The 16,770-nt window shown below is 68.4% G+C and carries 21 protein-coding genes and 1 tRNA gene; 19 read left to right on the top strand and 3 right to left on the bottom strand.

What is annotated here, in order from left to right; genetic code table 11:
- Nucleotides 1–28: 28 nt before the first annotated feature.
- From HZY97_RS17040 to HZY97_RS17030, 3 genes are all read right to left on the bottom strand, one after another.
- Nucleotides 29–1,600, bottom strand: a complete 1,572-nt coding sequence (locus HZY97_RS17040; protein ID WP_180146537.1) for an aldehyde dehydrogenase (NADP(+)) — start codon at nucleotides 1,598–1,600, stop codon at nucleotides 29–31.
- A gap of 132 nt (nucleotides 1,601–1,732) precedes the next feature.
- Entirely contained in the window at nucleotides 1,733–2,533 is an 801-nt protein-coding gene (locus tag HZY97_RS17035; protein WP_180146534.1) for a FadR/GntR family transcriptional regulator, read from the bottom strand.
- A 139-nt stretch (nucleotides 2,534–2,672) separates the two neighbouring features.
- A tRNA-Ser gene (locus HZY97_RS17030) sits at nucleotides 2,673–2,762 on the bottom strand.
- A gap of 153 nt (nucleotides 2,763–2,915) precedes the next feature.
- Between HZY97_RS17030 and HZY97_RS17025 the strand changes: the two genes are divergently transcribed.
- From HZY97_RS17025 to HZY97_RS16935, 19 genes are all read left to right on the top strand, one after another.
- Nucleotides 2,916–3,668 (top strand): DUF1134 domain-containing protein, encoded by a 753-nt coding sequence (locus tag HZY97_RS17025; RefSeq protein ID WP_180146531.1) that lies wholly within the window; start codon nucleotides 2,916–2,918, stop codon nucleotides 3,666–3,668.
- 206 nt (nucleotides 3,669–3,874) lie between these two features.
- Nucleotides 3,875–4,333 (top strand): hypothetical protein, encoded by a 459-nt coding sequence (locus HZY97_RS17020; RefSeq protein ID WP_180146529.1) that lies wholly within the window; start codon nucleotides 3,875–3,877, stop codon nucleotides 4,331–4,333.
- A complete protein-coding gene (locus HZY97_RS17015) occupies nucleotides 4,323–5,645 on the top strand; it encodes a DNA-packaging protein (RefSeq protein WP_257215142.1) in 1,323 nt (440 codons plus the stop codon). Before HZY97_RS17020 ends, HZY97_RS17015 begins: the two co-directional genes overlap by 11 nt.
- A gap of 131 nt (nucleotides 5,646–5,776) precedes the next feature.
- Nucleotides 5,777–6,088 (top strand): hypothetical protein, encoded by a 312-nt coding sequence (locus HZY97_RS17010; RefSeq protein WP_180146526.1) that lies wholly within the window; start codon nucleotides 5,777–5,779, stop codon nucleotides 6,086–6,088.
- A 143-nt stretch (nucleotides 6,089–6,231) separates the two neighbouring features.
- Nucleotides 6,232–7,341, top strand: coding sequence for a phage portal protein (locus tag HZY97_RS17005; RefSeq protein ID WP_180146523.1), 1,110 nt, complete (start codon nucleotides 6,232–6,234; stop codon nucleotides 7,339–7,341).
- Nucleotides 7,338–7,646, top strand: coding sequence for a DUF6127 family protein (locus HZY97_RS17000; protein WP_180146519.1), 309 nt, complete (start codon nucleotides 7,338–7,340; stop codon nucleotides 7,644–7,646). The genes HZY97_RS17005 and HZY97_RS17000 overlap by 4 nt, the downstream gene beginning before the upstream one ends.
- Nucleotides 7,647–7,672: 26 nt before the next feature.
- Complete coding sequence (locus HZY97_RS16995) at nucleotides 7,673–8,035, top strand: HK97 family phage prohead protease (protein WP_373684405.1); 363 nt, start codon at nucleotides 7,673–7,675, stop codon at nucleotides 8,033–8,035.
- A 79-nt stretch (nucleotides 8,036–8,114) separates the two neighbouring features.
- On the top strand, nucleotides 8,115–9,167 hold the full coding sequence (locus HZY97_RS16990) for a phage major capsid protein (RefSeq protein WP_180146513.1): 1,053 nt from the start codon (nucleotides 8,115–8,117) through the stop codon (nucleotides 9,165–9,167).
- A 63-nt stretch (nucleotides 9,168–9,230) separates the two neighbouring features.
- Nucleotides 9,231–9,713 carry a phage head-tail connector protein gene (locus tag HZY97_RS16985; protein WP_180146510.1) on the top strand — a complete coding sequence of 161 codons (483 nt, stop codon included), beginning with the start codon at nucleotides 9,231–9,233 and terminating at the stop codon, nucleotides 9,711–9,713.
- Nucleotides 9,710–9,862 (top strand): hypothetical protein, encoded by a 153-nt coding sequence (locus HZY97_RS16980; RefSeq protein WP_180146507.1) that lies wholly within the window; start codon nucleotides 9,710–9,712, stop codon nucleotides 9,860–9,862. The genes HZY97_RS16985 and HZY97_RS16980 overlap by 4 nt, the downstream gene beginning before the upstream one ends.
- Nucleotides 9,859–10,248 (top strand): DUF3168 domain-containing protein, encoded by a 390-nt coding sequence (locus HZY97_RS16975; RefSeq protein WP_180146505.1) that lies wholly within the window; start codon nucleotides 9,859–9,861, stop codon nucleotides 10,246–10,248. Before HZY97_RS16980 ends, HZY97_RS16975 begins: the two co-directional genes overlap by 4 nt.
- 10 nt (nucleotides 10,249–10,258) lie before the next feature.
- The gene (locus HZY97_RS16970) at nucleotides 10,259–10,666 is read left to right on the top strand and encodes a phage tail tube protein (RefSeq protein WP_180146502.1); all 408 of its coding nucleotides are present in this window, start codon (nucleotides 10,259–10,261) and stop codon (nucleotides 10,664–10,666) included.
- Entirely contained in the window at nucleotides 10,663–10,971 is a 309-nt protein-coding gene (locus HZY97_RS16965; protein ID WP_180146498.1) for a gene transfer agent family protein, read from the top strand. Before HZY97_RS16970 ends, HZY97_RS16965 begins: the two co-directional genes overlap by 4 nt.
- The gene (locus HZY97_RS16960) at nucleotides 10,968–11,159 is read left to right on the top strand and encodes a phage tail assembly chaperone (protein WP_180146496.1); all 192 of its coding nucleotides are present in this window, start codon (nucleotides 10,968–10,970) and stop codon (nucleotides 11,157–11,159) included. The genes HZY97_RS16965 and HZY97_RS16960 overlap by 4 nt, the downstream gene beginning before the upstream one ends.
- Complete coding sequence (locus tag HZY97_RS16955) at nucleotides 11,152–11,715, top strand: tail tape measure protein (RefSeq protein ID WP_180146493.1); 564 nt, start codon at nucleotides 11,152–11,154, stop codon at nucleotides 11,713–11,715. The genes HZY97_RS16960 and HZY97_RS16955 overlap by 8 nt, the downstream gene beginning before the upstream one ends.
- Nucleotides 11,716–11,812: 97 nt before the next feature.
- The gene (locus HZY97_RS16950; protein ID WP_180146490.1) at nucleotides 11,813–13,315 is read left to right on the top strand and encodes a right-handed parallel beta-helix repeat-containing protein; all 1,503 of its coding nucleotides are present in this window, start codon (nucleotides 11,813–11,815) and stop codon (nucleotides 13,313–13,315) included.
- A gap of 68 nt (nucleotides 13,316–13,383) precedes the next feature.
- Nucleotides 13,384–15,594, top strand: a complete 2,211-nt coding sequence (locus HZY97_RS16945) for a DUF2460 domain-containing protein (protein ID WP_180146487.1) — start codon at nucleotides 13,384–13,386, stop codon at nucleotides 15,592–15,594.
- Nucleotides 15,591–16,394, top strand: coding sequence for a DUF2163 domain-containing protein (locus HZY97_RS16940; protein WP_180146484.1), 804 nt, complete (start codon nucleotides 15,591–15,593; stop codon nucleotides 16,392–16,394). Before HZY97_RS16945 ends, HZY97_RS16940 begins: the two co-directional genes overlap by 4 nt.
- A 26-nt stretch (nucleotides 16,395–16,420) precedes the next feature.
- On the top strand, nucleotides 16,421–16,768 hold the full coding sequence (locus HZY97_RS16935; RefSeq protein ID WP_257215141.1) for a C40 family peptidase: 348 nt from the start codon (nucleotides 16,421–16,423) through the stop codon (nucleotides 16,766–16,768).
- The last annotated feature ends 2 nt before the right edge of the window (nucleotides 16,769–16,770 follow it).

The following is a 16,770-nucleotide window of genomic DNA, read 5'->3' as shown; positions in this document are numbered from 1 at the left end:
TTTCCGTATTTCCGCTTGGCGCAGCGCGTTACAGCATAACCTTGCCATCGACGCGGCGCGGGATGTCCGCATCGCCGTCGCGCAGGTCCGCCGGGAGCAAAGCCGCCGGCAGATCCTGATAGGCGACCGGACGCAGGAAGCGATCGATCGCCAGTGTGCCGACCGAGGTGCTGCGGCCATCCGCGGTCGACGGGTAGGGGCCGCCATGAACCTGTGCGTCGGTCACTTCGACGCCGGTCGGCCAACCATTGGCGAGAATGCGGCCGGCGAGACGCTCGAGGATCGGCAGCAGCTTCGCCGCGACTTCGGTGTCGGCATCATCGAGGTGCAGCGTCGCGGTGAGCTGGCCTTCGAGCAGCGACACGACCTTGAGCAGTTCCTCGATATTCGCGCAGCGCACGAGCAGCGAGGCAGCGCCGAAGACTTCCTCGGCATGGCTCGGATCGGCGATGAAGTCCGCGCCGGTCATCTCGAACAAGGCAGCGCGGCCGCAGCTGGCCGAGCCTTGCTGGCCCCGCGCGACCTGCTTGAGGCCAGGCGCCGAGGCCCAGCGGGCGACGCCGCTCTCATAGGCCTTGAGGATACCGGGGGTCAGCATGGTCTGCGCCGCCGCACCCGACACGGCTTCGCTGGCTGCGGCGAGGAAACGGTCGAGCGCCGGGCTCTCGAGTGCGAGGACCAGGCCGGGATTGGTGCAGAACTGGCCGGCACCCATGGTCAGCGAACCGATATAGGCCTTGCCGAGCACCTCGGCGCGCGCCTCGAGCGCGGCAGGGAGCAGGAAGACCGGGTTGATGCTGCTCATCTCGGCATAGACGGGGATCGGCACCGGGCGGTTCGCGGCGAGCTTCATCAGCGCCGTGCCGCCACCGCGGGAGCCGGTGAAGCCCACGGCCTTGACGCGCGGATCGGTGACGAGCGCCGAGCCGACTTCGTTGCCGGCGCCGTTGATCAGCGAGAAAACGCCCTCGGGCATGCCGGTCTTGGCGACCGCGCGCTGGATCGCGCCGGCAACCAGTTCCGACGTGCCGGGGTGCGCCGAATGGCCCTTCACGATCACCGGGCAGCCTGCGGCAAGCGCCGACGCGGTGTCGCCGCCGGCGGCGGAGAAGGCGAGCGGGAAGTTGGAGGCGCCGAACACGACGACCGGGCCGAGCGGGATCATGCGCAGGCGCAGGTCCGGCTTGGGCGCGGGCTGGCGATCGGGAATGGCGTGATCGATGCGCGCGCGCAGATACTCGCCGAGGCGCAGTTCCTTGGCGAACAGGCGCAGCTGACCCGAGGTGCGGCCGCGTTCACCGGTCAGGCGGGCATGCGGCAGGCCGCTTTCCTGCATCGCGCGCTCGGTAAGCGTCTCGCCCAGCGCGTCGATCTCGTCGGCGATCGCTTCGAGGAACGCGGCGCGCTGCTCGCGCGCCAGGCCGGAATAGATCGGGAAGGCGGCCGCGGCGGCAGCAGCAGCGGCTTCGACGTCTTCCCTGGTTGCCATGCTGAAGCTCGGCTCCAGCGGCGTTCCGGTCGAGGCGGCTACGGCCTGGAAGCCCGGACCGTCGCGGCGGACGCGCTTCGATGCAATGAACAATTCGCCGGTCAGCGCCATGCCTGCTCTCCTGTCGTGCGTTCTAAAGTTAGCGGTAACATTGCCCGTGCGGGACTTAGGTAGCGCCGTGGCAAAATGCAATCGGGCACAGCTGCGAAGTTAGGGTTCAGAGCGGTTGGAAGTGCGCGCGGCTCAGCAGGAGATCCGCATGCGGGGCACCGGGCCGGCGCCGGGCTTGCGCGCCTCCATCGTGTCGGCAAAGCCGCGATCGACAAGCCGGGCCATCGCGTCATGCGCGCGCTCGGCATCCTGCGCCTCGATCGCCTCGAGCACCGCAAGGTGGACGGGCAGCGCGTCGTGCGGGGCGGGCAGATGCTGCTGCTTGAACGCAGTGGTGAGTTCGATCGCCGCAGCGACGCCGCTGGTCAGCGAGATGATGAAGTCGTTGCCCGAGGCCTCGAGCAGCGCGGAGTGGAAGGCTTCGTCGCAGCAGCGCCCCTCCTCCGAATCGAAGCCGTGGCGATCCACGCCCGCCAGCCCTTCCTGCATGCGGGCGAGTTGCTCAGGCGTACGGCGCAGCGCGGCCATACGGGCGGCGTCGGGCTCGACGATGCGGCGCAGTTCGAACAGGCTCTCGATCAGCGCGTCATCGGGCTCACCGGCGAAGATCCAGGTCAGCACATCCGGATCGAGCAGATGCCATTCGCGGCGCGGGCTTACCTGCGTGCCGATCTTGGGGCGCGAATGGACCAGGCCCTTGGCGGCGAGAATCCGGATCGCTTCGCGGTACGCAGTGCGCGAGACCTTGAACTGCTCGCTGGCCGCGATCTCGCCTTCCAGTATTTCACCCGGGGCAAGCTGGCCCGACACGATGCGAATGCCGAGCGTGCGCGCCACCGTGCCATGGAGACGCAGCGAACGCGGCCGCGGTTTGCGGACACGGGGTTTTTTCTCAGTGCGCGGGATCGACGCTTCGGGCTGCCTGCTGGGCATGCGCTCTGCCTAAGCGCTTTGCGCCCTACTGCCAAGCCTGCGCGAATCAGTAGGAGACGCAGGATTTCTCACGTGCGCCAAACCCCTGCTTGGGCGGCGCCCCGTTGAAATACCGAATAATATCAATGGGATAAAGCGGTGGCGGAGACGGAGGGATTCGAACCCTCGATACGGTTTCCCGTATGACGCTTTAGCAAAGCGTTGGTTTCAGCCACTCACCCACGTCTCCGGATAACGGCTAGAGGGAAGGCCCTATAGCAGGGGTTTCGGAGCAATCAACGCCCAGCTTGACGCGAAATCGACTCTATTTGCCGCTCGTTCATTGCCGGGACAGCCGCGCCCCCTATAGACAGAGCTTCTGGTGGGCTGGGGTAATTCGACCATGCGCGTTCGTGAACTGATGCTTGTGGCGGCAGCGGCCGCGCTCGGAATGGGCGCCGTACCGGCTTCCGCACAGCAGCAGATGACGACGATCGACCCCAATACCGCGATCGATTCGGACCTGAACACGCCCCCGCCGGCCAAGGACCCGTACGACGCGCCCGCGCAGCAGCAGCAGGACGCTCCGCCCGCCCAGCCCTATCCGGCGCAGCAGCAGCCGGGCCAGCCGCCCTATAATCCCAATCCCAATCTCAGCCCGCGCCAGCAGGCCACCACCTATCAGCGCGACGAGCTGGTCGGTGCCGCCGAGGGTGTGTTCGGCAAGGGCGCATCGGGCCTGGCCAAGCTGCTCGAGGACATCCTCAAGGATCAGGGCCAGCCCAACGGCTATATCGCCGGCAGCGAAGCCTCGGGCGCGATCGGCGTCGGCCTGCGCTACGGATCGGGCATGTTGTTCCACAAGGTCGAAGGCGAGCGGAAGGTCTATTGGACCGGCCCGTCGATCGGCTTCGACGTGGGCGGCGACGCCAACAAGGTGTTCGTGCTGGTCTACAACCTTTACGACAGCCAGGAGCTCTACAAGCGCTTCCCGCAGGGCGAGGGCCGCGCCTATTTCGTCGGCGGCCTCTCCGCATCCTATCTGCGCCGCGGCGATGTGGTGCTGATCCCGGTGCGCCTCGGCGTCGGCTGGCGGCTCGGCGTCAACGCCGGCTATATGAAGTTCAGCGAGAAGAAGCGCTGGATGCCCTTCTAAGGGCGCCCCCTCTCCCCTTCCAAAGCCCTTCCCTCTCGCAAGCGCCATATCGACGAGCCAAGCCCGTTTGCCCATAATTAACCAAATAGGCACTTTATGCTTGACATCGTCACGCTGATGTGGCACAAGTAGAGCACGCTGAAGAATTGCGAGTCGGGCCGGGGCGGTAACGCCTTCCGGCCCTTTTTCTTTTCGGGAGAGGAGCCGTGGAGAAGAAGCGACGGCGCTGGGTGCGCTGGACCAAGGCCAAGCGCTCAGCCTTTCTGGATCATCTGGCCAGCACCGGCAATGTGCGCGCGGCGGCCGCGCATGCAGGGATGACGCCGCCGAGCGTTTATCATCTGCGCCGCAAGGATGAGGAATTCGCCGAGGAATGGCGCAAGGCGCTGATCCTTGGATACGAGATGCTGGAGACGATTCTGCTCGGCCATGTGCTGGGCGGCGGCGGCGACATGATTTCCTGCGAGGATGGCCGCGAGATCGACGTGGCGGAGGCGATCCGCCTGCTCGGCCTGCATCGCAACAGCCTGAACGGCAAATGGAAGGGCGGCCCGGCGCTCAAGCGCGCCCGGCCCGAGGAAACCGATGCGGTTATCCTGCGGAAGCTGGATGCGATCGATCGGGCCCGTGCCCGCGAGGCCGCGGAGAAACAGGATGCGCAGTGAGAAGATGCGCAGCGAGGACCTGTTCGAACGGCTGCTCGGCTATGCCCCGGAGGACCGGGCAAAGGCGATCCGGGAGCTGAGCAAACCCCAGCAGCGCGAATATGTCGAGCGTTGGTGGCAATGGGCACACAAGGGTCAGTTCGAGCCGAAGGGCGACTGGCGGATCTGGCTGATCCGCGCCGGTCGCGGCTTCGGCAAGACCCGTGCCGGCGCCGAATGGGTCCATGCCCGGGCGCGCGCCAATCCCGATGCGCGGATCGCGCTGGTGGGCGGCAACGAAGCCGATGTGCAGCATGTGATGATCGAGGGCGCGGGCGGGCTGCTGGCTGCGGCACGCGAGGACGAGAAACTGGTGTGGCATCGCAGCACCGGCGAACTGATCTTTCCGAGCGGGGCGCAAGCGCATGTCTATTCAGCCGGCGCGCCCGAGGGGCTGCGCGGGCCCGAGCATCATTTCGCCTGGTGCGACGAACTGGCGAAATGGGGCCAGCGCGGCGAGGCGGCCTGGGACAATATGATGCTGGGCATGCGGCTGGGCGAGGCGCCGCGGATCGTGGTGACGACGACGCCGCGCCCGGTGAAACTGATGCGCAAGGTTATGACGCTGCCGGGCGTGCACGAAACCTGTGGGCGGACCGCGGCCAACCCGTGGTTGCCGATGAGCTTCATCGAGGCGATGACGGCGGACTATGGCGGCACGCGGCTGGGCCGGCAGGAGCTGGACGGCGAGATGATCGACGAGGTCGAGGGCGCGCTGTGGAAACGCGAATTGCTGGAAGCATGCCGGGCGGAGGCGGTGCCCGCGCTGACGCGTATTGTGGTCGGCGTCGATCCGCCGGCGGGCGTGGGCGGCGATGCCTGCGGGATCGTGGCGGCGGGGGTCGGCCGCGACGGCAGAGGCTGGGTGCTCGAGGATGCCAGCGTGCAGGGCGCAACGCCCGAGGGCTGGGCGCGCGCGGTGGCTGCCTGTGCGGCGCGGCACGGCGCGGATCGGGTGGTGGCGGAGAAGAACCAGGGCGGCGCGATGGTGAAGAGCGTGCTGCTCGGCGCGGACAGCGGGCTGCCGGTGACATTGGTGCATGCGAGCCAGGGCAAGACCGCGCGGGCCGAGCCGGTGAGCCTGCTCTACGAAACGGGCAAGGTGCGGCATTGGGGCGTGTTTCCGGCGCTGGAGGACGAGCTGTGCGGCCTGGTGCTCGGCGGCGGCTATGAAGGGCCGGGCCGATCGCCGGACCGCGCCGATGCACTGGTCTGGGCGCTGACCGAGCTGATGCTCGGGCGGCGCGCGAAGGCGGCGGTGCGGGGGCTTTAGGAAGGCCCCTGGCCTCTTATCGTCATCCCCGCGAAGGCGGGGATCCAGAGCGACAGAACCACGCCCTTTGCGACCCTGGATCCCCGCCTTCGCAGGGATGACGGAAATTTGGACATCATTGGAGAACCGACATGACGGAACCGAACTGGTCCCGGCAGGCGATTGCGCTTGCCGGGATGCTGATGCTGTGCGGCTGCGCGATCGGCGGAGCGGCATTGGTCGGCGCGGGGAGCGCGGCGCTGGTGGCGCGCTTCGATGTGGATCGTGATGGGGCGCTGGACGCCGGGGAAGTGACGGCGATGCTCGCCGCGACGGTGCCGGGCAAGGGCAGCGAGCTCGACCTGCTTCGCGCCGGGCTGGCCGCAGGTTACTGGACGCGCGATTGCGACGGGGATGCGCGGCTGACGGCAGCGGAACTGGCGACGAAGAACCCTTGCGCATAGCGCCCCATGTTCCCCGACGAAGGCCGGGGCCCAGCATCGACGTAGCTGGTGAGGTGTCCGCACCTCTCGAATGACATTGCAACTGGGCCCCGGCCTTCGCCGGGGAACAGCTTGGAAATCGTCCGGCAATTCAGGAGACAGGCATGAAATGGTTCGGACGGAAGTCCGCGCGCGAAGGCGCGCGGCCGGCTTTGTCGCGGGCGGGAAGCTTTGTCGGCGGCGTCGGCGAATGGCCGCGCAGTTACGAGGCGCAGCTGCGCGAGGCCTATTGCCACAATCCGGTGGCGCAGCGCGCAGTGAAGCTGGTTGCCGAAGGTGCGGGCAGCGCGGTGCTCAAGGCGAGCGATCCGGCGCTGCTCGCGCTGGTGACGGCGCGATCGGGCGGGCAGCCGCTGATCGAGACGCTGGCGGCGCATATCCTGCTGCACGGCAATGGCTATGTGCAGGTCCTGACCGGCGACGACAGCGCAGTGCGCGAGCTTTATGCGCTGCGCCCTGAACGGGTGAGCGTGGAGCCCGATGCGCGGGGCTGGCCGGTCGCCTATCGCTACAAGGTCGGCGAGAATGTCGCGCGGCTGAGCGCGGAGGACGCGGCCGGGCGGCCGGCCTTGGTGCATATCCGCGCCTTCTCGCCGATCGACGATCATTATGGGCTGGGCTGCCTGGGCGCGGCCTCGGGCGCAGTGGCGATCCACAATGCCGCGGCGCGCTGGAACAAGGCGCTGCTCGACAATGCAGCGCGGCCCTCGGGCGCGCTGGTCCATGATCCGGGCGACGGCAGCGTGCTCGGCGCCGAGCAGTTTGCCCGGCTGAAAAGCGAAATGGAGGCCGGGTTCGCCGGCGCCGCCAATGCCGGGCGGCCGATGCTGCTCGAAGGCGGGCTCAAATGGCAGGCGATGAGCCTGACCCCGGCGGACATGGACTTCGTCGGACTGAAGGCAGCGGCGGCGCGCGAAATCGCGCTGGCGTTCGGCGTGCCGGCGATGCTGCTCGGGCTGCCGGGGGATGCGGCGTACGCCAATTACCGCGAGGCCAATCGCGCGCTGTGGCGGCTCGCGATCCTGCCGCTCGCCGACAAGATATTGAGCGCGCTGGCCGAGGGGCTGGCGGGCTGGTTCCCCGACGCGAGCCTGGCGGTGGATCTCGACCGGGTGACCGCGCTGGCGGAGGACCGCGAGCGGCTCTGGGCGCAGGTCAACGCCGCGGTGTTCCTCAGCGATGACGAGAAGCGTGAAATGGTAGGTGTGCAATGAGTAACGGTGACATGCTGGCGCAGCTTATCGCGCAGGCCGAGGCGGAAGGCGCCGGGCTGGTGACGCTCCGCGCGATCGCGGAGGAAGCCGGCGCGATGGGCGCGCAGCGGGCGCTGTCGCGGCTGGGCCTTGAGGACAGCGGCGCCGCCAAGGACATGTCGGAGCTCCGCGAGCTGCTGAGCGCGTGGCGCGATGCGAAGCGGTCGGCGCTCAAGGCGGCGTTCCAATGGGCGGGCCGGATGACGGCGGCCTTGGTGCTGGTGGGGCTGGCAGTGAAGCTTGGCTTTCCGGGGTGGCTGAAGTGACGGATCGGGGCGCCCCAGGAGGCGCGGTGCGCTTCGCGGGCTATGCCGCGGTGTTCGACGCGGTCGATCGCGGCGGCGACGTGGTGCGCAAGGGCGCTTTTGCCGGCGCGCGGCGGGTGCCGCTGCTCTGGCAGCATCAGGGCGTGCCGGTGGGCGAGATCGAAGCGATCGGCGAGGATGCGCGCGGGCTGCGCGTGATCGGGCGGGTCGAAGCGCCGGGGCTGGCCGAGCGGCTGCGCGCCGGGGCGGTGACGGGGCTCTCCTTCGGCTACCGGGTGAAGGAAGCGCGGCGCGGCAACGTGCGCGAGATCACGGCGCTCGACCTGGTCGAAGTGAGCCTGGTGGCGAGCCCGATGCAGCCGCTGGCGCGGGTGCACGCGCTGGACTGAGCGCTTTTCGAGAGACGGATTTTTTGAACCCCGGCGGGAGGCTCCTGTCCGGGCTTTTTGGCGTGGACGGGAGACGGGAATGATCGAAGTGAAGGCGGATGCGCTCGAGGCGAGCTTCGAGGCGATGGAACGCAGCGGATTGCCGCCGGAGCGGCCGATGCTCGCGGGTGCGCGGCCGATCGCCGGCGCGGCGTTCGAGAATTTCCTGCGCTCGGGCGGCGGGCTCGAGGCCAAGGCGATGAGCGGCGCGAGCGATGCGGCGGGCGGCTATGCCGTGCCCGACGAGCTCGATGCGCGGATCGACGCGACGCTGAAGGCGGTGTCGCCGATCCGCAGCATCGCCAATGTGGTGACGGTGGGGTCGAGCGGCTATCGCAAGCTGGTGGCGAGCGGCGGCTTCGAGAGCGGCTGGGCGGCGGAGACCGCAGCGCGCGACGAGACCGATACGCCGGTGTTCAACGAAGTCGCGCCGCCGATGGGCGACCTCTACGCCAATCCGGCGGCGAGCCAGGCGATGCTCGACGATGCTGGCTTCGACGTCGAGACCTGGCTGAGCGACGAGATCGCGCGCGAGTTCGCGGCGGCCGAGGGCGCGGCGTTCGTCGGTGGCAATGGGATGAACAAGCCCAAGGGCTTCCTGTCGGCGCCCAATGCGGCGACCGGTGACGGCGTGCGGGCGTTCGGCACGCTGCAGTATATCGTGAGCGGCGCGGCGGGGGCCTTTGCGGCCAATCCCGAGGAGAAGCTGATCGACATCGTCCAGGCGCTGCGCGCGCCGTACCGCCAGGGCGCGAGCTGGGTGATGAACTCGGCGACGCTGGCGCGGGTGCGCAAGTTCAAGACGAGCGACGGCGCGCTGCTGTGGCAGCCCTCGCTGGCGGCGGGGCAGCCGGCGACCCTGCTGGGGTACCCGGTGGTCGAGGCCGAGGACATGCCCGACATCGCGGCGAACAGCCTGTCGATCGCGTTCGGCAATTTCCAGGCGGGGTACCTGATCGCCGAGCGCGGCGAGACGCAGATCCTGCGCGATCCGTACAGCAACAAGCCGTTCGTCCATTTCTACGCGACCAAGCGCGTCGGCGGGATGGTGAGCAATTCGGAGGCGATCAAGCTGCTGAAATTCTCGGCCTGATCACCTTCGCGGGCGCCGTTCGGGGAGGGCGGCGCCCCCTCTCTCTTTGCGACAGGAGACGATATGGATTCTCCGCCTTTTCCAAGCGCGGTGATCGAGGCCGCGCGCGAGGCTGCCAAGGCGCATCTGCGGATCGCCGGGGCGAGCGAGGATGCGCTGATCGAAGGGCTGGCGGCGAGCGCGCTGGCGCTGGCCGAGGCGTTTACCGGGACGGCGCTGATCGCGCGGGACTTCAGCGAGGATGTGGAATCGAAGCGCCACTGGAAGGCGCTGACGATGGCGCCGGTTACCGAGATCGATGCCGGGATCGACGTGGCGATCGACATCGACACCCAGGGGCTGGGCTGGGTGCGCGCGAGCGGGCGGGTGACCGTCGGCTACCGTGCGGGGACGGCGGCGGGTTGGGGCGACCTGCCGCCGCCCATCGCGACGGGCGTCGTGCTGCTCGTCGCGCATCTGTTCGACCACCGTGAGAATGGTCTGGCGCCGCCGGCGGCGGTGAGCGCGCTGTGGCGGCCGTGGCGCCGCGTGCGGCTCGCGGCATGAGCGCGGTGGAACGGGCGAGCGCGCGCGTCGCCGATCGCGTGCGCGAGGCCGTGCCGGATGCCCGGGTCGAGCTGCGCGACGACGGGTTGGTGATCGAGGGGCGTGATTTGCGCGCGCGGCTGCGCTGGATCGGAGGGCTGCTCAAATGAGCGTGCAGGCAGTGCTGCAGGCGGCGCTGGTCGAGGCGCTGGCCGGGCTCGAGGTGACCGCCGTGTTCGACGCGCCGCCGGTGCGTGCGGCGCGCCCCTATGCACTGGTCGAGGAGGCCTGGCTTTCCGACTGGGGCACCAAGGACATGGCCGGGCGCGAGGGGCGGTTCGCCGTCACCTTGTTCGACGCGGGCGAGCGGCCGGCGCGGCTGCGCGGGCTGGCGGGCGCGGTCGAGGCGAAGATCGAGGCGATGCCGCGCGCGATCGGCGAAGGCTGGGAAGTTGCCAGCCTGGTGCTGCTGCGATCCCGGATCAGCCGCGAGGGGGACGGGCGCTGGCAATCGGTGAGCGAATTTCGCGTGCGGATGCTCCGCAGCGCGCTTTGAGGAGAGAGCAATGGCGGCAGAGAAGGGTAGCGCGTTCCTGCTCAAGGTGGGGAACGGCGCGGTGCCGGTGGTCTATGCGACCGTGGCCGGGCTGCGCACCACGCAGATGAGCGTGAACGGCGAGATGGTGGCGATCACCAGCAAGGACAGCGGCGGATGGCGCGAGCTGCTGTCGGGCGCGGGGGTGCGATCGGTGAGCGTATCGGGCGCCGGCGTGTTCACCGGATCGGCGGCGGAGGTGCGGCTGAAGGCCAATGCGCTTTCCGGCGTGCTCGACGACTATCGGCTGAGCTTCGAGAGCGGCGAGACGGTCAGCGCCAAGTTCCTGGTCACCCGGCTCGACTATGCCGGCGATTTCAACGGCGAGCGCAGCTACACGCTGAGCCTGGAGAGCTCCGGCCCGGTGGTGTCGGCATGAGCGCCGCAAATCCGGAACGCGGCGAGGCGGCGCTGGTGCTGGACGGCGTGACGCATGTCCTGCGCCCGAGCTTCCAGGCGCTGGTGGCGGCCGAGGGCGAGCTGGGGCCACTGTTCGAGCTGGTCGAGCGCGCGGCATCGGGCACGCTGGGCATCGCCGAGATCGTGGGCCTGTTCTGGCATTGTCTGAAGGATCCGCCGGCGATCGACCGCGCGACGTTCGGCGAGGCGCTGGTGGCCGCGGGATTGAAGGCGATCACCCCGGCGCTTCGCGTGCTGATCGGGCAGATCCTGGCCGGACGATGACCTTCGCGGACAATGCCCGGCGGCTGGCCGGCGCGGCAGGGGCGATGTTCGGCTGGCGGCCCGCCGACTTCTGGGCGGCGACTCCGGCCGAGCTGGGCGCGCTGCTCGATGCGATCCGCGGCGAGGCGGCGCTGCCGCCCGATGCGGGCGCGCTCGCAAGGCTGAAGGAGCAATTTCCCGATGGATGAGGAAGTGATCGAGCGGCTGCTGGTCGAGGTGCGCACCGATACGCGTGCCTTTGCCCGCGACGTGGAGGAGATGCGCGCCGGCCTGGAGGGCCCGCTGGAAGCCGGCGCCAACCGTGCCGGCCGGGCAATCGAGAACGCGCTGCTGCGCTCGGTGCGCACCGGCAAGTTCGGGTTCGAGGACCTCAAGCGCACTGTGCTGAGCGTGATGGACGAGATCGCGCGATCAGCGCTGCGCGAAGGCATCGCCTCGGTGACCGGCGGCAAGGGCGTGGGCGACACGCTGACCGGCCTGCTGAGCAGCCTGTTCGGCGCACCGGGCCGCGCGACCGGCGGGCCGGTGAGCCCGGGGCGGCCGTATATGGTGGGTGAGCGCGGGCCTGAGCTGTTCGTGCCGACCAGCGCGGGAAGCGTCGCCGCTACGCCGGGCGCGGGGCTGCGCGAAGTGCGCGTGGCGATCACCGTCAATGCGCGCGCAGACACTGCACCCCAGGCGCTCGCCCAGTCGAGCCGCCAGGTAGCGCGGGCAGTGAAGGCGGCGCTGACAGCGACGGACTAGCCCAGGCGGCACATCCCTTTCCTCTTTTGGATACCGGCAGGCTGGAAACGGTCGCGCGGCCTGCTGCCCGAAATATTCGCGACCCTGGGAGTATCAAATGGCTTCAGTATTGGATTTCATTCCGTCCGGCCTGCACGCCGGCATTCATGCCGGAACGGACACGACGGATCTCACTTCCTATATCCAGACCGCGCTCGACACGGGCGAGCAGATCTTCTTCCCGCACGGCGTCTATCATCATGACCAGCTGGTCGTGACGCTCGCCGGCACCGGCATGCTAGGCGAAGGCCATGGATCGGTGCTGCGCAATACCGATCCGACTGCCAACGCGATCGACGTGCGTGCCAGCTATGTCCGCATCGCCAAGCTGCGCCTGGAAGGCACGGCCGAGGCGCCGAACGACAGCGTGTTCGCGATTTTCACCAGTGAGACCTATCCCGCGCCGCATTTGCATGTGGTGGAAGTCGAATTCAGTTCGAACGACCCCGATATCGGCTTCATCAACGGTCTCAAATTCGAGACCGGCGCCGATTTCGGCCAGGTGCGCAACTGCTTCTTCGAGCGGCTATGGGGCACCGAATCGGGCTATGGCTATGGCGTGCTGGCCGGCGCGGTGACCAGCCTGCTGGTCGATGGCTGTGTTGGCCTGGCTGCGGTCGATCGCGGGCGGCACTTCGTCTATCTCTCGGCCGGGGTTTCCTATGCGCGTGTCACCAATAATTTCTGCACCGGCTTCCAGCTCGAGGGGCTGACGATCAACACGCATGCGAACCAGCCCGCAAGCATCGGCAATGTGATTGAGGGCAACACGGTGCTGTACGCCGTTACGATCGTGACTCCTGAATCTGCCCCGGAGCCCTATAATTTCGTCAACTTCTCGGCGATCTCGATCTTCGGCAACAGCGCCGACAATTTGATCGCCAACAATGTGATCCAGAGCAGTGGCGGCTGCGGGATCAAGATCGACGGCACCGACAACCCGAACTGCAAAAATAACTGCGTGATCGGCAACCAGATCCGCGATTCGGACTATGTCGGCATCGATGTGGTGGCACTGACAGGCGGGGTGATTGCGAACAATCAGATCAACGAGAGTTCGCTGGCCTCGCCGGGCACCCACCCCAATATCAACTTGGCCGCAAGCCGGGGCGATGATGCGATTGCGACTTCGGATATCCTGGTGAGCGGGAACCGCTCGCTCGGCGATAGCTCGCGTGCTGCGTTCCGTCTCGATCCGACCAGCCCTGCCCCGGTTCTCCTCAAGGTCACCGGAAACAAGTTCAGCCCGGGCACCCTGACCGACGTCGACCTGAACGGCGTGCCCTGCGCGATCGACGACCGGATCCGCTTCGCCGACAGCTTCGATCCCCCGTCCATCCCTGATGGCAGCTCCTATTCGACAGGCTTCGCGGTCGCCGGCGCAGAAATGGGAGACGTGGTGACAGTGACCCATGCGGTATCGAACGCGGATGGCTGCACCTACTACGGCTACGTCAACGCCAACGACCAGGTGACGCTCATCATCCTCAACAATTCGGGCGCGGCGAAGAATATCACCTCGGGCACGCTCAACATCGATGTGTGGAAGCGCCGCCCGTAACGGCGCTTCCCGGCCGTCCCCCCACGGAAATGGGGGGACGGCCTTCGTCAACTTCGAAGGAAGAAAACATGGGTTGGTGGCTCGCCGATGCGCGCCGCGGGCAGGCCGAAGGCGTGCTCTCGCGCTTCGATCCCGCGTACTGGACGGTCAATTTTCCGCGGCCGATGATGGCAGCGGTGACGAGCACCAGCCCAGATGCGCTGCGGGTGGATGCGGTCTTTTATCGCCAGGACGATCTGGCCGGACTGATCTGGGAGGCCGAGGACCGGCACGATCATCCGCTGCTGCGCTACGCAACCGACCGGGATTTCCGCGACTGCCGGCTGCGGTTTCGCTGGCGCTCCTCGGGGGTGCGGCCGCTCGATGCGATCAACGGCCCGGTGCTGACGATCGAAGGGCGCGATGCGGGCGGCACGCCACGCGCCTGGTATGTGCGGCTGTGGAACTATGCCGAGGGGAGCGCGGAGGACGCGGTCGTCTCGATCGACTTCGCGACCGTGCAGGGCGGCTTCCTGCTGCCAGGCGAAGCCGATCCGGTGTGGGCGGGCGATGTCGACCGGATGTTCATCTCGCTGGTCGCGCCGGGCTATACCGCGGCGGATGCCGATCTGGACGCACCGGCGGAGGGTTGGATCGAGCTCAGCCAGATCGCCTGCGAGGGTCCGGGATCGGTGCTGGCGATCGGCGACGTCATCGTGCCCGAACATGGGCTGAGCATCGCCAATGGCTATGACGACAATTATCACCTGAGCCCCGAGCGGCTGCTGCGCAACATGCTCCAGCTCGGCTGGCGCGGGCCGATCCTCCATTATGTCGGGATGAGCCATTATTTCCGGCTCGAGGCCGGTTCGGGCGGCCATTATGTCAGCCTGGGCACGACGGCGCTGAACGTGGCGTGCCGGGCATGGCATATCGACTTCGCCAACCGGGCAATGGCGCTGGGATATGCGCTGATCCTGTCGCTTTCCTATGAGCTGCTCGACCAGCATTGCTGGGGCGATTGGAAGCAGCGCGCGGCGGATGGATCGCCGGCGCTGACCGGCTGGGACCCGCCTTCCGCGCTGCTCTCACCCGCGCATGACGGGGCGATGGGCTATTTGCGGGCAGTGGCGCGCGAATTTGCCGGGATCGCGCAGGACGCCGGGCTGGCGGTGCGCTTCCAGATCGGCGAGCCCTGGTGGTGGACGCTGCCCGACGGGAGACTGTGCATCCACGACGCCGCGGCGGCGGCAGCGCTGGCCGGAGCGAGCGACGTCGCCGTGGCCGCTGGGGCACTGCTCGCGGCATCGACGCTGGCGCTGCGCGATGCGGTGCGCACAGTGGATGCCGAGGCGGAAGTGCTGCTGCTCATCTATGCGCCGACCGCGCTGGTTTCGCCGGCAGCGAATGTACCGCTCGGCTGGGCGGCACCGGCCTTCGATCTGCTCCAGCTCGAGGATTATGACTGGGCGGCCACCGGCAACCAGGCGGCGAGCGCGCGCGGGATCGCGGCGATCGAGGCGCGGCTCGGCTACCCAGCGGCACAACAGCATTATCTCGCCGGCTTCGTGCTCAGGCCCGAGGACCGCTGGCAATGGGCGAATGTCGCGGCGGCGGCCAGGCATGCGCGAGCGCGCGGCGTGGCGCGGACCTTCGTCTGGGCGCTGCCGCAGGTGCTGCGCGACGGTTTCGTGCATTTCGATCAGGAGGAAGAGATGGACGCGTTCGACGACGTGCTGTTCCCGATCGCGCTGGGGCGCGAGGCGGAAGTGGTGCCGCAGGTCTCGACTTCGATCGTGACCAGCGCGGGCGGGCAGGAGAAGCGCAACGCCGAATGGGCGGAGGCACGCACTTCTTACGACATCGGGCCGGGGCTGCGTTCGGAGGAGGATATTGCCGAGCTGCTCGCCTTTTTCCGCGCGCGGATGGGCCCGGCGCGCGGCTTCCGGCTGCGCGACCCGTTCGACTGGGAAGGCTGGGACGAGCTGATCGGCGTGGGCGACGGCACCAGGGCGAGCTTCCAGTTGGTGAAGCGCTATGGGAATGTGGTGCGGCGGATCACCCGGCCGATCGCCTCGACGCTGCAGGTGATGATCGACGGCGCCGAGACCGAGGATTTCGAACTGGGCGACGGCGGCGTGGTGACGCTCGGCCTGCCGCCCGCCGAGGAATCGGTGGTGACCGCGCATTTCTATTATGACGTGCCGGTGCGCTTTGCCGAGGATCGGCTGAGCGTGAGCCGTGCGACCTTCCTCGCCGGGGCCATCGCCTCGGTGCCGCTTGTCGAGATCCGCGAATGAGCTGGCTGGATCAGGAACTCACCACGCTGGCGCTGTGCTGGCGGATTGAGCGGCGCGACGGCGTGACGATCGGGCTGACTGCGCATGACCGCGACATCGCCTGGGACGGGCTGGTCCATCGGGCTGCCCCCGGCATGGTGCCGAGCGCGATCATGCGCGGCGCCGGGCTCGATCCGGCGAGCATGGACGTGACCGGCGCGCTGACCAGCGACGCGATCAGCGAGGCGGATCTGCTCGCCGGGCGCTGGGACGGCGCGCGCGTGGCGATCTTGGCCTGTGACTGGACCGATCCGGCGAACCAGATCGCGCTGGGCGAAGGGACGATTGGCGCGATCGAGACGCGCGGGAGCACGCTGACTGCCGAGCTGCGTGGCGCCATGGCGGCGCTCGAGCGGCCGGTGGCGGAGGAGACGTCGCCCGAATGCCGCGCCGACCTGGGCGATGCGCGCTGCCGGGTCGCGATGGCGGGGCGACGCCACTTCGCAGTCGTGACCGGCATCGAGGACAATCTGCTGACGCTGGATGCCGACGAACCGGTGGCCAATGGCTACGCGCAGGGACGGCTCCGCTGGATCTCCGGCGCAAATTCTGGACTGGAAGATGCGATCCTGCGCTCCGACGGGGCGAGCGTGACGCTGCGCCGGCCGCCGCGCTTCGATGCGCCCGGGCGCGTGCTGCTGGTCGAGGGGTGCGACAAGACGCTGGCGAGTTGCGCCGGGCGCTTTGGCAATGCGCTCAACTTTCGCGGCGAGCCTTACCTGCCCGGCGTCGACCTGCTGACGCGCTATCCGGGCGGATGAGCGCCGCCCTCGCGCGGGCGCGCGCAATGATTGGGGTACGCTTCCGGCCACGGGGGCGGACTCCCGAGGCCGGGCTCGACTGTGTCGGGCTGGCGGGGTGGGCCTTCGGCGCAGCGGTGCCGGGCAGCTATGCGATGCGGAGCGGCGATGTCGCGCGAGTGCGCGCAATAGTTGCGGCGGCGGGGCTGGTGGCAGCGCAGGGACGGGCGCCGGGCGACCTGGTGCTGTTCGCAAGCGGCGCCGGTCAGCTCCATCTCGGCATCGATAGCGGGACCGGGCTGATTCATGCCGACGCGATGCTGCGCCGGGTGGTCGAGCGGCCCGACCCCCTGCCCTGGCCGGTACTCGGCCGCTGGCGACAATCGGAGGACTGAAA

The organism is Sphingomonas sp. R-74633 (assembly GCF_013416555.1).
Taxonomy (GTDB): domain Bacteria; phylum Pseudomonadota; class Alphaproteobacteria; order Sphingomonadales; family Sphingomonadaceae; genus Sphingomonas.
This window is presented reverse-complemented; position numbering and strand designations above follow the sequence as displayed.